Annotated in this window: 17 protein-coding genes; all 17 read left to right on the top strand. The window is 43.7% G+C overall.

Annotated elements, in window-relative coordinates:
- The first annotated feature begins 89 nt into the window (after window positions 1–89).
- The gene (locus Q9R46_RS14585) at window positions 90–1,547 is read left to right on the top strand and encodes a hypothetical protein (protein ID WP_311280528.1); all 1,458 of its coding nucleotides are present in this window, start codon (window positions 90–92) and stop codon (window positions 1,545–1,547) included.
- Window positions 1,548–1,585: 38 nt separating this feature from the next.
- On the top strand, window positions 1,586–2,866 hold the full coding sequence (locus tag Q9R46_RS14580; RefSeq protein WP_311280527.1) for a hypothetical protein: 1,281 nt from the start codon (window positions 1,586–1,588) through the stop codon (window positions 2,864–2,866).
- A gap of 1 nt (window position 2,867) precedes the next feature.
- Window positions 2,868–3,248, top strand: a complete 381-nt coding sequence (locus Q9R46_RS14575; RefSeq protein WP_311280526.1) for a head decoration protein — start codon at window positions 2,868–2,870, stop codon at window positions 3,246–3,248.
- A 15-nt stretch (window positions 3,249–3,263) separates the two neighbouring features.
- Window positions 3,264–4,277 carry a major capsid protein gene (locus Q9R46_RS14570; protein ID WP_311280525.1) on the top strand — a complete coding sequence of 338 codons (1,014 nt, stop codon included), beginning with the start codon at window positions 3,264–3,266 and terminating at the stop codon, window positions 4,275–4,277.
- Window positions 4,278–4,291: 14 nt separating this feature from the next.
- Window positions 4,292–4,702, top strand: a complete 411-nt coding sequence (locus Q9R46_RS14565; RefSeq protein ID WP_311280524.1) for a hypothetical protein — start codon at window positions 4,292–4,294, stop codon at window positions 4,700–4,702.
- The gene (locus tag Q9R46_RS14560) at window positions 4,668–5,126 is read left to right on the top strand and encodes a hypothetical protein (protein ID WP_311280523.1); all 459 of its coding nucleotides are present in this window, start codon (window positions 4,668–4,670) and stop codon (window positions 5,124–5,126) included. Before Q9R46_RS14565 ends, Q9R46_RS14560 begins: the two co-directional genes overlap by 35 nt.
- Window positions 5,126–5,701: a hypothetical protein gene (locus Q9R46_RS14555; protein WP_311280522.1), complete on the top strand. Its 576-nt coding sequence runs from the start codon at window positions 5,126–5,128 to the stop codon at window positions 5,699–5,701. Before Q9R46_RS14560 ends, Q9R46_RS14555 begins: the two co-directional genes overlap by 1 nt.
- Entirely contained in the window at window positions 5,698–6,276 is a 579-nt protein-coding gene (locus tag Q9R46_RS14550; RefSeq protein WP_311280521.1) for a hypothetical protein, read from the top strand. The genes Q9R46_RS14555 and Q9R46_RS14550 overlap by 4 nt, the downstream gene beginning before the upstream one ends.
- The gene (locus Q9R46_RS14545) at window positions 6,273–6,707 is read left to right on the top strand and encodes a hypothetical protein (RefSeq protein ID WP_311280520.1); all 435 of its coding nucleotides are present in this window, start codon (window positions 6,273–6,275) and stop codon (window positions 6,705–6,707) included. The genes Q9R46_RS14550 and Q9R46_RS14545 overlap by 4 nt, the downstream gene beginning before the upstream one ends.
- 9 nt (window positions 6,708–6,716) lie before the next feature.
- A complete protein-coding gene (locus tag Q9R46_RS14540; protein ID WP_311280519.1) occupies window positions 6,717–6,923 on the top strand; it encodes a hypothetical protein in 207 nt (68 codons plus the stop codon).
- A 30-nt stretch (window positions 6,924–6,953) separates the two neighbouring features.
- A complete protein-coding gene (locus Q9R46_RS14535; protein ID WP_311280518.1) occupies window positions 6,954–7,724 on the top strand; it encodes a hypothetical protein in 771 nt (256 codons plus the stop codon).
- 81 nt (window positions 7,725–7,805) lie between these two features.
- Entirely contained in the window at window positions 7,806–8,186 is a 381-nt protein-coding gene (locus Q9R46_RS14530) for a hypothetical protein (protein WP_311280517.1), read from the top strand.
- Window positions 8,125–8,478: a hypothetical protein gene (locus tag Q9R46_RS14525; protein ID WP_311280516.1), complete on the top strand. Its 354-nt coding sequence runs from the start codon at window positions 8,125–8,127 to the stop codon at window positions 8,476–8,478. The genes Q9R46_RS14530 and Q9R46_RS14525 overlap by 62 nt, the downstream gene beginning before the upstream one ends.
- A gap of 12 nt (window positions 8,479–8,490) precedes the next feature.
- Window positions 8,491–8,853: a hypothetical protein gene (locus Q9R46_RS14520; RefSeq protein ID WP_311280515.1), complete on the top strand. Its 363-nt coding sequence runs from the start codon at window positions 8,491–8,493 to the stop codon at window positions 8,851–8,853.
- A 23-nt stretch (window positions 8,854–8,876) separates the two neighbouring features.
- Window positions 8,877–9,170, top strand: a complete 294-nt coding sequence (locus tag Q9R46_RS14515; RefSeq protein WP_311280514.1) for a hypothetical protein — start codon at window positions 8,877–8,879, stop codon at window positions 9,168–9,170.
- 164 nt (window positions 9,171–9,334) lie between these two features.
- Window positions 9,335–15,349, top strand: a complete 6,015-nt coding sequence (locus tag Q9R46_RS14510; RefSeq protein WP_311280513.1) for an NlpC/P60 family protein — start codon at window positions 9,335–9,337, stop codon at window positions 15,347–15,349.
- A complete protein-coding gene (locus Q9R46_RS14505; protein WP_311280512.1) occupies window positions 15,349–15,903 on the top strand; it encodes a phage tail domain-containing protein in 555 nt (184 codons plus the stop codon). Before Q9R46_RS14510 ends, Q9R46_RS14505 begins: the two co-directional genes overlap by 1 nt.
- Window position 15,904 lies beyond the last annotated feature (1 nt).

Genomic DNA, 15,904 nt, shown 5'->3' with positions numbered 1-15,904 from the left:
AATGATATTATAAATCCATAGAAGTATGAAGAAAAAGAGGGTAAGGAAAATTTTCCTACCTTCTTTTTTATATGTCTGGAGGTGAAACATTGAAATGGTATCATAAAGCTATTTATTCATTTGCGAATTCAGTTCTTCCGGCCGCCGTAAAGCGTCAGATGATGGGTATTGGTAGAATGACCACGCCAAGATCATCAAACGGATGGGATATTTTCAATTGGCTACCGAAAAAATATCAGAGTGCACACAATATTGATCTAACAAAGCTTCAAAATCACACAGCGGAAGAATTGCTTGAGATTCTTATTTCTGTTCATCCAGACATATCTCATGCACTATACAACTTCTTGCGTATGGGAGATACGGCACTTTCGTTTACAGCCAAGAAGCAGAGTGGCAGTGACGACAAAAGCGGACAGAAGGCTTTGGACTCCATCAAAAATATGCTAGACTCTCCGCTTCCTTCACCGGGTTATCTACACGGAAGATCATTGGATAAACTAGACACAATCCAGCGTATGATGATCATGGTTCGCGGAGCTTGTGCAGGAGAAGTTGTTTTGAATGAACGGTGTAATGATGTGATTGATATTATTCCGGTTGATCCAGCGACGATTTGGTTTCGGAGGGAGAATGGAACAGATAGGTTGGTTCCTTGGCAGTATGTGAAGAACCCACGTCCTCGATCCGGCGAGGAATGGTTCGGTCAGTATAAGAAGATCGATACACCGACCTTCATTTATGAGGAATTTGATCCGATGGTGGATGATCCGTATGGAAGAACCCCTATCCTCCCGGTACTTCAGGCAGTTTTTTTCCATCTGCAAGTGTTACAGGATTTAAAGGCGGTAGTACACAACCAAGGATATCCGAGACTTGATATATCGGTGGTTGAGGAAATACTACTGAAAAACATGCCTAATCAGTACAAAAACAACCCAACTGGTCAACAGCAGTGGTTAACTGAACGTATGACTGAAATAATGGGGCATTTCAACTCTTTGAATCCAGACGATGCCATGATCCATTGGGATAGTGTAAAAGTGGAGTACCTGAAGGGTGGCAACTCAGGCCCGATGATTGATATCAAGAAATTGATTGATATCATCGACACTCAGATGGCAACTGGATTGAAAACGTTGCTTACCTTGCTTTCAAGGCATCAAGGTTCCACGGAAACATATAGTTCTGTGGATACACAAATATATATCAAGTCTGTAGAGTCCGCCCGGAACGTAACCAAGCGTTTCTGGAAGCGGGCTTTTTCTATGGCTGCTAGAGTACGTGGTGTTCAAACAATTGTGGAAGCAGATTACGCTCCAATTGATTTGCGTTCTGAAATGGAGCGTGAACGAGATTTAAGGGCTAAGCTGAACAACTATGTGCTTGCAGAAAAGGAACGTTACATCACATCTAAGGAAGCTGCTACAGAGGCTAGATGGATCATGGGTCTTGATCCTAACATTCCGCGTGAGTTAATTACAGAACTGGAGAATAAGCGCTCTACTACTCAAACACAGCCTTCTGTCACTCCACAGAATGAGTGAGTTGGCAAGTTTACTATATCAAGGAGGTGAAGAAGTAAGTGGCAAAGCCAAGTCCCGAACAACTGGCAAGAATAAATCAATTAGCTCGCGTTCCTCTTACCGAGGATGAAACTTATGTATTCCCCGCTAAACTTGTGGGAGACCAGATCATTCCACGTCGATTCTATCGGTTAACACCTAATTTCCTTCGAAAGATGGCCGTTCAAGCCAGAGAGGGTGTTTCATTGTTGTTGGATCATTCCTGGTCAAATTTAGGAATTATGACTATACCACTAGGTAGAACATTCGACAGTCGGCTGCAAATGGATGGGGATGAATTGGCCTTATATGCAGATCATTACATGAAGCTGGGGCAAGAAGTCGGAGATATCAAGATAGATCAGATAGCGGAAGGAATTGACGCTGGAACGATCTTTGATACTTCAATTGGTTTCACGGTAAGTAGCCAGACATGTTCCATTTGTGGACAAGAATATTTCGGTGGAAGTTGTCCTCATATTCGTGGAAGAGAGTACGATTCTAAACTTTGTACGGTTGACATTAACGATGGCGAACTAATGGAAAATTCCCTTGTCTTTGACGGTGCTTATCCAGGTGCTGGAGTAGTGGGTATGAGTAGCATTGCTGAAACGCAATCATCTGTAAAATGGGAGGCTTTATCTGAAGATGTGAAGTCACTACCGAGTGGCGGACGCGTCTTTTATTCTTTTAGCGGAAAATCAGGTCTTGACGGATTTGTGATCAGGCAAGAAAAAAACAATGAGGCTGAAACACAAGCCAAAGGAGATGACACTGTGAACGAAGAACAAAAAGCTGCTTTGGCAGCAGCACAAACTCAAGCTAATGCATTGGCGGCAGCGAATGGCGTACTCGGACAAGTTCGGGCAGTATTGGGTGTTGAAAGTGATACTGATATCCCGGCAAAGATTACAGCGTTGAGTGCTCAGGCTGTAGATGGCGCAGCATACAAAGTCAAGGTAACTGAACAAGCATGTGGAGCTGGTGTCCGTGCGTTGGGTGATGCCTTTAATGTTGAGGCAATGAAGACGGCTTTGTCACATCTGCCGGTATCTGAAATTGAAAAGATAGGCGCCAGTTATGAAGCGCAAGCACAGGCTGCATTGGGTGGCGGTGGTCGCCATACTCAAACAGGAGATATTAATCTTCCAGAAGGCGCAGTGGATGGAAAGCAACCGGCAAACGCACAGGCCAATGCAGGCCAAAAAACAACCGAACAACTTCAGGCCGATGCTAAAGAGGCTGCGATTGCCGCGCTGAAAAACACCGGCAGAGGTAATCTGCTGAAGGAGGATAAGTAATATGATCCAATCTCAATACAATGGTGCCCCTGGTCCTGGTACGGTCTACACTCAAGAATTCATCGAAGTTCTTGCCTCAACAGACCTTCAGGCCAAACTCCCTGGAGGCATTTTGCTCAAGAAGGGACAGGGCGTTCTGAAAAAGGGGACTGTTATCGGCAAGATCACCGCAGCCGGAGCAGACAAGGACAAGGCAGTGGCATATAAAGCGTCTGCAAACGATGGTTCTGAAGTAGCCTTGTGCATTCTTGACAATGATTGCGATACAACTCTCTCTGACATCGGCGCATCTGCGTGGATTGCCGGAATATTTACTGAGTCAAAACTGACAGGCATTGATACAGCGGCTAAAACAGCGCTGAAGCTTTGCTACTTTGTATAAGGGGGAACAACATAAATGGCAAACGTACTCGACCCGTACTTCCTTACGGAAGTCGTTCAGAACATTCGGACAGATATTAACAGTTTTCGAGGTGCTCAAATCCTGACAAATGGTGTGGATTTCAAACCAGAACTCGGGCTGACCATTAAATATGACGTTACCTACGATGATACCGGCATGACTCCACCTACTGGACTCAATGATCCTTCACCGATCCATTCCGCTCCTGTTGTGAAACAAATGGAGTTCACCAATCAGGAATGGCGTGAAAAAGCGATCATTGATCGAGAAAAAATCGCTACCCTTCGCAAGCCTGGAAACAGTCTTGAGCAAACTTGGGGCGAAGAATATATGATTGAAAAAATGGTGAATCTCAACCAACGTCTTGAAACTCGATTCGAGTGGATGCGTTGGCAATCACTTACAGGCAGCCTTGTTGTTCCAGCAACTGCGAATAAACCTTCTCGGACAATCGACTACGGCGTTCCGGCAAATAACAAGCCTACAGCTGATGTCCTTTGGAACAATATCGCAACTGCTGATCCTTTGAAAAATCTTGATGAATGGCTTCTTAGATTCCGGGGGAGTGGAGCAAGAGGAGTTAAAGTTGTAGCTAATAAAAAAGTGGACAGTTACTTGAAGCAAAACGAAAAAATCCGCGATCTGATCAAATTCACCTACGGCAAAGATATTGTAACGGATGGTTCGCTTTCAGAAATCGTCAGTCAAAACCTGAATGGTCTTCAATACGAAGTGTATGATGGTGGATACATTGACGATACAGGAACGTTCTACCCGTTTATCCCTGACAACGCTGTAATCATCATTGGTCAAGGCATGACAGGTTCTATCATGGACCTAGTGACGAGCCCGAACAACTACGAAGACATCTTTACTGGTCACACCGGAAAATTCGCACTCGCTAAACTGATTCAAGGCGACCCTGACCAATGGCAAGTAATTAACGGGGCAACTGTGCTGCCACGTTTGAAATACGTAAACTGGCACATTTTTGCTACAGTGGCGTGAGGGAGGGATAACCTATGACTACTGTGAAAATTTTGGTTGATGCTGTTGGTGAATACAACGCAGGGGACATCGTAAAAGATGCCCCTGATGGACTTGTTGAGATTGCTAAAAAGCAAGTTCGCAATGCAGCAACTGGTGAGTTACTGGCAGAGATCGTTGAAGTCGATTCAATTTCTACGCACACCCCATCGGAACGAGAATTAATGCTTCAGGAAGAGTTGGACGAATCAAAGAAGCGCGAGGCTGAACTTTTGGCGCAGATTGATGAACTGCAATCTGACATCCAAAATAGTGATTCGGATGATGAACTGAAAGAATTGAAATCTGTTGCGAAGGAAATGAAAATCCCTGGCTATACAAAAATGGGTATTGATGAGCTGAAAGAGGCGATTGCCGCAACTGGCGGTGACGCTGGTGGTGAATAAGATACTTACGACAGAAACATATCACGAAGAAATAAGAGGGCGTCTAGGAGTCGGTGAGGATGTTGTATCCAACACTGACATAGATGCTCTTTCTGTTTTACCGATAGGAGAAGCGCGGATTATTACGGCTGTTCCAAATTATGATGAATTGACTGGCGTGGATGAAATCTATGTATATGCGGCAGCCGTTTGTATGGTTGCCGCCATACTAGCTCCATCCATGGCGGCAAAGATCAAAAAGACGATGAAAGACTTCGATTTTTCTTTCGAAAATCAGGCAGTTAACTGGGAGTCGCGAGCATCACAATTGGTTGATGAAGCCAATGAGTTCATTGGATTAATTTCCACCTCCCAAGAAACTCCGGACGCTCCGTTATTGATGTTGTCTGGTCCCACAAGGGAGAAGGAAAGGCGGCATTTCTAATGTTTAAAGATTTCGCACACAGACATTCTCCCTGTACAGTGAATGGGGAACCGGATAAAGTCATTCTTTCCAGAGAAACAAAGGCTACTACGATCCTTGGTAAAGAGTATGTCTATAACGGTCTTTTTTCACCCAAGTCAACGGTGGCACCGGGGGACATTATTCAAAATGATATAACGTTTTTGGTTCAGACCTTACGACTCACCGCAACGAAAGATAAATACTGTTCTTTAATCAAAACAAATGCAGCAATTCAGGTTCAAAGGTACACACATGAGTATGACGATTACGACAATCCGAAGGGTAAACCTGTGTTTGTTTCTATCACATCAGATGTCGTTGGTTTTGCACAACATGTTTCAGCGCAACTCAAGCAGGAAGACCCCGGACTATTGCCTACAACAACACTGGTCCTTCTCTTACAAACCAACGTCGATGTTAAGGAACCGAGTGATCCGGAACTGACGCAACCTGATCGCATCATAATCGCTGGAAAGAAGTATCAAGTGGATGTATTGGATAGAATCAAGTATCCAAACCTATTGTTCATCCAATTATGTGAGGACCGACGATGATTGCGGGATATGATGCTGAACGTGCAGCGAAGGACTTGGAAAATAAGCTAGCTGTTGAAATCACAGGCCTGACGAAAATCATTATGCTTACTGCTAAGACAGGTATCAGGTATTATCCGGCTGTCAGAGAAAGCCTGGCAATGCACATGACTGTGCTGGCGAACCAGATGATATCAGGCGACATTACCACAGACTATTGGCAGGCATGGCTTGAGCAGTTCGGTAAAGGGTCACTTATGGCTGGTCCAAGCCAGAACCCGGGTTTAATAAGCTATATGAACAGTGAAGCATGGAACAAACTGAGGTCAAAGGGAAGCCGGGTAGTCGTAGGCCGGGGCAGAGGAAAGTACAGAGCTATTGACGGAACAGTAAAACAATCTAAAGGTGCATATGCAGGCGTAGATTTGGAGGAGTTGGCAGAACGAGGGGATCTTGATCCTTCGTTCAAAGCCACTCCTCCTACTTATTTTATGCGTATTGCTCTTGAATCCAATCGTGATCGTATTTTACAGGGGATTAGTCGTGTCCTTACTGAGTTTCCATATCATCGCTATTTTAGGGAGGTGAAGGATTGAGTTTACGATTGTTGGATGCTATTCAGCATGCGCTGAAAGGCGACACGGGATTAATGGAAATGTTGTCTCTCGAATCCTCTTCACCTTCCGACGAAGTAGTGATGCGGTTTACAAAGGGTATGGAACCTGAAATCACGATAAGCAATGAAACGGTTCCTCATATTTGCCAATATGTCATGCCGGGCCGATTTTCTCCCAATCATTTAGTTTTCGAGGGTAAATTCTGCTTGGATTTTTATGCAGGAACAGGTTATGCGGCGAAAGAGATTTTTGAAAGAGCATTCCGTGTACTTCACGATAAACGGATTACGATGCCGGGCTGGGCCACATACCTTTGCGTGCTAACGTATGATGCTGATTTTGCAACAGGAATACAAGGCGTAAAAGGATATAAAGCCATATTTGATGTGGACTATCTCCGAGTGAATTGAGGTGAGAGTATGTCTGAAAAACAAACGGAAGTAACAGATATCAAACCGGAAGCTAAGGAAGAATTTCCTGAGCTGGAAAAGTTGGTTCGAGAAAAGATTCGTCTTGCTCAAAAACTCGGATTGATGGATGGCAGAACACCGGTTGAAGGATATGAAGGCACGAAGGAATACAAGCGGATTGAAGAGATTGATGCAAGGCTCTGGGAGCTTGTCTAATCAACTCTATACCTGAGGAGGATAAAATACATGAGACCATTAGTTTTTGATGGCGTAGGCACAATTGTAGCCCGTAATTTGGATGGATCAATTAAATATGTCGAGGACAAGGTGACCAAAGTCACCCTACAACTGCAATTTGACTGGCAGGCAGTTATGGGCGGTGACAGCGGATATGCATTCCACTATACCGCAGGGGATCTGCAAGACAAAGTAAGTATTGAAGTACCTCGATACTCAGCAGCTATTGCTGATATGTCTCAGGGAGGAAAAACAGAGAAAAAAGCTATCACTTTTGATGAGACAGAAACAGCTTTTCTCAAAGCGGGCGGTTACAAACTCGCCTTTGGAGATAACTTAGTCGAGGGCAGTGACGAAGTATATCTGAAAGATCCTGATACAGATGCACTAACAGCGCTTACCCGAGTAGCATCCACACCTACAGACCAACAGTATACGATTACAGCAGAAGGTTTAATCGAATCAACAGCTGCAAATAACGGGAAAGAACTGCTTGTTACTTATGTTTGGGATGAACAAGGGACAGAAACATCTTTTAGTGGAACTCGTCGTCCAACCGCATTCAAATTTACACATCGCTTTAAATTAATTGATGATAAAACAAACAAAGAAATCCAATGTCAACTCACAATCTTCAAGGCTTTGGGAGGCGGCACACTTGACGTTTCTCAGGAACGTAAAAAACCAAATACCTCTACCGTGGATTTGCAAGTCATGGAGCCGGATCGCACACCGGATAATCCGAATGGTTATGCAATGACAATCAAGTTCGGAATCTAAACCAACATTTGAAACCCTACCGGTAATCGGTGGGGTTCTTTTTTTGGTAAAAACCATATTTCAATTCAAAGGAGAATGAACATGAGTGAAGTTGAACAAGTAGTTGAAGGACAAGAAGATAAAACATTGGATCAGACTTTGAATATCGGAAGCTCGGTGAGGTTGGCTGAGGGAATCAATAAAACAATCAAAATTGGGACGATCAAATTAATCCGGGAAGTGCGGCAGCATGCAAAGAATCTCCAAGGCATGAGGTTCAGCTATGTCATTGGACGTGATGTGATTGAAGCGATGCAAGTAGGGGAACAAGCTATTCCTGATATCGATTGTCCGGCTATCGAACAGGCGTACCGAGAAGCTTTCAATATGATTTTTGTTGAGGGTTTAACGGATGAAGAGTATGAGCAAGTGGACATGGAGGGCATCCAGGCTTTGGATAACGTTTTGGATCGATTTCTATAAGGAGTCTTTTCCGCCAGATCCCGAATCAGATGAGTATGAGGACGAAGATTCAGAGGATGGAGAAAACGAAAATCCGGGCACGGACTGGATGGGACTGTGGGCGCTCTGCATCAGTAACGGAATATCTGATACAGAGTGGCCTAATATGACCATTCCTAAAATCAGAGCACTGATGAAAGAAAAGCAACGTTCTCGTGAGTTCGAGATTGCTATCCACGGCGGAAAAATTGAGAACAAGAAACCGAAGAAGGCGAAATTTTTATCTGATCTTGGTTTCTTTCAGCCAAGATAGAAAGGGGGAAATATGGCAGAGGGTACGAATAGAGATGTCGTTGCTGCACGGATAAAATTAGAGACTGGAACAGTTCTACAATCATTTAAAAACATTGACACGGGTGCTAAAGGTAATGCTGATGCGTTCAAGGCGCTGAATGCCGAGTTATCTACGGCTGAGAAGTCATACAAGAATATATCATCAGCAATGGATAAGATGGCCTTAACTGCGGATCAACGCCGCCAAAAGATACTGGCAGAAGTTGAAGCTCAACATAAGCAGAAACTCGCTCAAACGGCCTTACTTGGCGCGAAGGCTCAACAGTTGGAACAAACTAATCGCTTGATTGATGCTAAGATGCAGGCACAACAAGCATTGATTCAAACGGCGTAATCAGCAGATTGAGCAATCTGAACGTGAACATCAACAAAAGATGCAGATTCTCCAAAATCGATCTGTTAAATCCGGGCAGGAGGCTGCAAGGGCAACGGGGGCTGGTACGGATGATCGTACCAGAGAGCGCGTACTCCAAGAGGAACAAAAAATCCGTATGGCTATCACTGACCGACAACGGAAAGAAGAAGCGCTCAGGGAAAAGGTACTGCAAGAAGAACAACGAATCAGACAAGCCTTATCTCAAACTGAACAGCAAACTAAACGGATGGGGTCCACAATGGACGCTGTCTCTAAAAGCTGGATCGGTAGATTAGGAGACATGGCTACTCATGCAGTCGTATTCCATACTATGTATAAGGCGATGCACGAGGTCACCCAGGCAATGAAAGAAGGTCTGGTAGACATTGAATCCAACATGGCTGGTTACGTGCAGACCAACGAACACTATTTTGTTCATTTCGAGGATGGAACGAACAAGATGGTTATGGATACTCAGAAATTAAACCGTGAAACTAAAGCTTTCATTCAAACGGCGCACGAACTTGGATCAAACATTTTGGATGTAACAGAATCAGCTCGGCTCTGGGGTCGGATGTACAAGGATGTCAACGTTGTCCAAGAACTGGTTCGCCAATCAACTAAGTTATCCACGGTGGATATGGTTGAACTTGAAGATGCAACCAAGTCCATGGAGTCAGTAATGTCCCAATACGGGGTTCACATTACAAATGCAAATGAAGCTATGGTCATCGGTAACCGTGTTCTGGATTCTTGGTCCAAGGTTGCTCATGATACGATGGCACCGGCTCGTGATCTTGGAGCGGCATTTCAGCGTACTGGTAAAATTGCAGCAGAAACGGGTGTATCCTTCGATGTGATGAATGGGCTTATTTCCTCCGGTGTGCGTAACACTGCATTGTCCGGGGAAAACCTCGGTAACATGTGGAAAACAGTTCTAGGTACAATTAGGACAGATAAAGCAGTGGATGAGATTGAACGTCTTGGTGTTAAAACCAAAGAGGTAGTAGACGGGGTTGAACAGTGGAGGAAGGCAGAAGATATTCTGTTGGATCTCTCCATCCAGGTAACAGACAAGAACTATGACCTTACTCAGTCTTATGCAGATATCTCCAGAGGGGTTTACCAGTATGCAAAACTTGCCGCATCGCTTAACGTGGGGGATATCTTATTGGGAACTGCTGCTTCTGTTGGTTCAACTGGTTCCACGATGCAATATTTAACTGTTCAAATGGACACAATTCAGCGTAAAGCCGCCCAGACACGGACATCTTTGCTTGAAATATTCAACACAGCTGGGGAAGATGGATTGCGTCAAATGATTAAGGACGTTTTGGATGGTATTGACCAACTATTAATTGGATTAACGAAAATACCAACAGGCGTTTATGCTGCAACAGCAGGATTAACCGGGCTACTCTTGGCATACAAAGCATTGCGTGGTCCGATCATGTCTGTAGTAGCTGCAATTGAAGTGTTGAATGCGGTGAAAGCCAAGGAAACAGCCACGAATGTGGGTGCAACAGCGGCATCAGCAGCCAATAGTGCGGCTAATACAGTTAACATCGTATCTAGTGAAGGGGTAATCGTATCAACGGTTCAGCAAACGGCTGCCAGAGAGGCACAGACAGTAGCAACAGGAGCCGCTACCGTTGCCACAAGTGCACTCAGCAAGGCTCAGGCCGTTTCGACAGTCACAATGGCAGCGGCTACCGCAGGATTGTCTCTGTTAGTAGGGGCAATTGCATTATTTGCATTCAAAAGCGGTGAGGCTGAAAAAGCAGAACGAGAAAGAATACAGAGTTTGAAAGATAGCGATTCTGCTGGTCAACAAATGATTAGTCAATATCAGCGCCAGATTGATTTACTCCCTAAAATGGTGAAAGCACATAGCTCTCTTAAACAGATGATAGATAGCGGTACGATGTCTTCAAGTAAACAAGAGCAAGCTACACGACAACTTGACGAAGTACACAAAGCTCTTGTGATGACGATCGGAGAAGAGGGCGTTGCTCAACTTGAAGCAGCTGGGTACACCGAAGAGGCAACTCAAAAGCAGATCGACATTTTGAAAGGAAAAACAAGTGAGCAAATAGATTTGCGTAAAAAAAACTTGGAAGACCAAAAGAAGTCTTTTGAAGCTCAAATGGTCGCAAATGAACAGGCTATAGCGGAAACCCAAAAGAAAATAGATGGCGTGAAAAATAGCATCAATACTATCGGCCCAAGTTTCAATAGAAATCGACTATTAGAAGAATTAGAATCCCAAATGAATTCACTTGTCTCAAAACAAATGGAATTGAATTCATCTTCAAATGAGACCACTTCACAATTAAGTGAAATGTCATTAGAGACAATTGAAGCAACTAAAGCAAATGATGCGTTGGCGGGAATCAATGGAAAAGTATCTGATACCATAGATGAATTGAAAGAAAAATTAATAGAACAAACAAAAATATTACGAGAGTCTGTACAGGCGAGCATTTCTTCGGTTTCTGAACTGAATCAAGTGGCAGACACACTTTCCAAAGGACAATCTTTAAGCGCATCTTCCGTGGCAGAGTTAATAATGAAATATCCAGAACTAGCTTCCCAGATCCGGAAGACAACAGATGGATGGATATTTGAGGGTCAAATTATCGAGAAATTAAGACAAGCTAAAATCAAGAAAGCTATTGATGATCTGAAGGCTGAACGAGATGCGACCAGATCCGTTGCGTTGGAAAGTATGAGAAGAATTACGCTGTATGGATCGGAATTCTCGGCTATTACGAGTTTCGCAGAAGCTAAACAAAAACTTGCAGAGATTGAAAGTGGAATAGCTTCAGAAGAGAAGAAAGCCGCAGAACTTGGTAAAAACAACTTAATGACACAAGGTATGGCTAATTTACTTCAGCAGAAATCAAACGAAGTCACTCAGGAGAAACGAGATAAATTAGACCAGTTAAATAAAATTGTGAGTGAGTATGCGGGTCAACTACAATTAAGTAATGAACAGATCGAAGCCATGACCAAACTCCTAAATGATGACACACTAGGCGTAGAAGACAACAATAAAGCACGTAAAGAAACAGTTGAGATCATGACTGACCTCCAGAAAGCCATTGAAGGGTATAACAAGTCTCTTGAAAAGTTAGATTCTCAACAAAAACGTGTTGCAAAGTCTTCAAAGGAGTACTTGGACATTCTCGCTCAAAAGCGTACAGCCTTATTGGAGGAACAGAAGCTATATGAGCAAGGCTATAATGATCCTTCGCAACTCGTTTCTTCTCAATCAGAGATTACAACCGGTGGAGGGCCTTCATCCAGTATCACTTCCATGTTGACTAACGCTATCAACTTAGCGAATTCTGGTGTTATGAAATATAAACAAATCCCCGGAAACTTTAATGGTTCGTTTGATGAGTTTAAACAACGGGCCTATTCGGACTGTTCGCAGTTTGTTCAGGAGATGTTCGAAACAATTGGCGTTCAACTTCCTCGTACTGCCGCAGAACAGGCTAAATCTGGACTTGCTGTAACTAAAAACAACTTGCAGGCTGGAGACCTGGTATTTTTCAACACGACCGGGAAAGACAATTCTCACGTAGGTATCTACATGGGCGATAGCAAATTTATTCAAATGGGTAACTCTGGTCTGAAGGTTCAGGATTTAAATAGCGATTTTTGGGCGCCAAAGTATAACGGAGCCGCTCGTGTTCCCGGTATGTCCATTGATAATGCTTATCCGGGAACAACGAACATGTCTCAAGCGAATAATAGCGTGAAGTATGCAGGAAAGTACGCATCCGAGGTAAATGCGGCAGCAAGTAAATTCAATATTGATCCGTTTCTAATTGCTGCCGTAATGGAGCGAGAGTCTTCATCCGGAGCCACGGGCATTAAGAATGTTATGCAGGTTAATGGCATGAACGGAGCCACTCCAGAACAAAGCATTAATGCCGGCGCAAAAATACTGGCTGAACTTCTTAAAAAATCAGGCGGAGATGTGAAGATGGCCCTTGGTGGATATAACATGGGGTCAGGGATTATTGACTGGTTTATGAAGTCGGGCGGGTATAACAAGGCAGATATGCAAGCATATTCAGACAAATATAAAAAAGTCTACAACAGTAAAGTGTATGGTGATGTGGGTTACGTAGATAAAGTAATGGCAACATATGCTCCTCAAAAGGTAACTCCACCAACGCAGAAGCAGTTAACTGATTCTAAAAACACTGCTGAAAAAGAATTGCTCCGCATTAGTGATGAATTGTACAACATCGATGTATCGGAATTGGAAAGTAAGCTCGGCATCAAGGATATGAAAATCTCGGATAAAGAGTTGGCGCTAAAACAATCTGAGGCTCGTCAGAAGAATATGAAAAAAGATACTAAAGAGTATAAAACCGAGTACGAGTTGCAACTGAAATTGAAAACAGAAATCCAGGCACTCATGCAGGAACAACGGCAGATGATTGAACAGTCTGGATTGAAATCGGATGAGTTAATTAATAAGAGACGGAGCCTGACTGAAAAAATTGGCGATGTGCAGGCCGAAAAAGAAGACATGAAGGATCAGTTCGCCAGTGACCAGTTCGATACAGCAAAAGAGAACATGGAAGCACGAGTTGAGCGCATGAGGCAGCAAGGTCGTTCCGAAATGGAAATGACCAAGACGCAACTTCAATTTTTCCAAGGACAGCTGAAAAATACCGCATTAACAGAAGAACAACGGGTTGAATCTGCTAAACAAGTGTACGATCTGACGAACAAGGTTACAGATCTAAAATTCAAGAATTCTACGAATTGGATCGATAAGCAAACGGACCAAATGGAACGTCAGGGTAAGTCCGAGGTTGAGATTTATCAAATGCAGGCAGAGGCATACAACCGTATGCGGAATGATACAACGCTAAAGGCAGAACAACGAACAGAAGCTGAAAAATTGTATCAAGATGCTTCCAAAAAGTTGCTTGCTTCTCGTTATGAGTTTTCAGAAAAGTGGATGACCAAGGAAGCAATGAAGATGGAAATGGCTGGCGGTCAGAAAGTAGATATCATGAAGTGGGAACTTCAAGAATATCTCAAGATGCAGGCCGACAAGACCCTATCGGCAGAACAATTGTGGGACCTTGAACAGAAAATCTATAAGCAACGCAACGACTTGGACAAGGAATACTATTCTGCAGCTGAGAAGCGGATCAACCATTTGAAAGCCATCGGAGAGATGACCACCGAACAAGAGCTTACTGAGTATATGAAGCTTCAGGCATCGTATCTGGTAGGCAGTGAATTACGGATGGATGCGGACGAGAAAGTATACGACCTGAAGAAGAAACTCATGGATGAGATGACTAAGGCCGTATCTGAATCCGTTACAAAACAGAAGAAGCTTCTGGACAAAGCGCGGGATGAGGAGATCAAACGAATCCAAGCAGAGAAGGATGCTTTCACCTCGGCTCAAGAAGCAAAGATCAAGGCTATCGATGAACTCATCCAAGCCATGGAGAGAAACAATGATCAGGATGACTACGAGAGACAACGTGCCGAAAAGGTAGCTCGTCTTGAATTACTTAAATCTGCTGTAGGCCCTGAGGGCATCGCTGAACGTAAACAGGTTCAGAAGGATATTGAAGACTTAGATCGGGAACATGGGCGGAAACTTGCTAGGCAGGCTCTTGAAGATCAAAAAACAGCCTTGCAAGAAGAGAAAACGAATCGTGAAAAAGATTTTGACGATAAGATTCAGAGTGCAAAAACTCATTACGATGATCTATCAGCGGCATTCGATGAGTTCTCTTCCAACACCGAGATCTCAGCGGAGAACCTGAAAAACATCCAAATTTTGAAGGAAAGCGAGAAGAATGAAACGATACTCGGAATGCTGGATGCATTTATTTTGGAGTATCAGTCTCGCCTGGATAGGATCGCATCGGCAGGCGCTGTAGTTGGGGGTATTGATGTCTCAGGAGGGGGATTGGCACCGGGGACGGCATCGAAAGACCCTTACTATCAAAAAGACATTGATCTGTACACGTATAACGCTAACAAAGATGCATGGGATCTCGCTAAAGCCCGTGGTGACGCTGCGACAATGAAGCTACTCCAAGAACAAAACGATGCCATTCGTAAGAAATATGGAATCGATAAAGATACAGGCAAACTCCAACACTTTAGTGAAGGGGGAGTTGTGAAAGGACCTCGGGGGGCTGCGGTTCCAGTAATTGCGCATGGGGGAGAGATATTCTTGAATGACCGGCAACAGGACTCGCTATTCAAACTCCTTAATCTTCGTATGCATAATCTTTCATTCTCAATGCCTGAATTTTCTGTTCCTGATGCGTCATACGGAGTAAATTCGGAGCGAAGCGGTAACCATATCGAAATAAATTCAGGAGATACTTATATTGCGGACGAATCAACAGCAAGAGTCTTTTGGACCGAACGCGATAATCTGGTACGTAGGATTCAGGCAAGGGGAGGTAAAGGCTGATGATTGACGCTACAGTTGACGGTAAGTCCTTTCGATCAATCGGACTTGGTTTGAAGAAACATAACATTCCAGTATTGCCCCCAACGAAAGATTACAGCGTTGAGATTGCAGGCCGTGACGGAGAAATTGATTTCGGAAGTACCTACGGACCGAGAGTAATAAATCTGGAATGTGTCATTATGGCTGATGATGCAACACTTGATTATCATAGGAGAGTCGCCCAAGTGGCGGCTCTTTTTAATGCTAAAAGAGGGAATATTGTTTTAACGTTTGAGGATTTACCAGGAAGAAGATACATCGGGAGATACGCTGGAACAATGGATATCGAAAAGATAATTTTTGATGGGGAACTGACAATCCCTTTCAAAATGGGGCAGAATCCATTTCCAGTAAGTGAAGAACACTTGAAAGAAACTGTAATTACTACTTCCCCTCAAACCGTTTCTATTACTTCCTCAGGAGATGAAAAAGCAAGTCCAATTATTGTACTAACTAATCAAGGAACAAGCGTTATACGTAAGTTTAGAATCGCAAATGAATATCAAATCGATTAGG

The sequence above is a fragment of the Paenibacillus sp. RRE4 genome (assembly GCF_031844205.1).
GTDB lineage: Bacteria > Bacillota > Bacilli > Paenibacillales > Paenibacillaceae > Paenibacillus > Paenibacillus xylanexedens_B.
The sequence above is the reverse complement of the archived record's forward strand: the minus strand, read 5'-3'. Positions and strand labels throughout refer to the sequence as shown.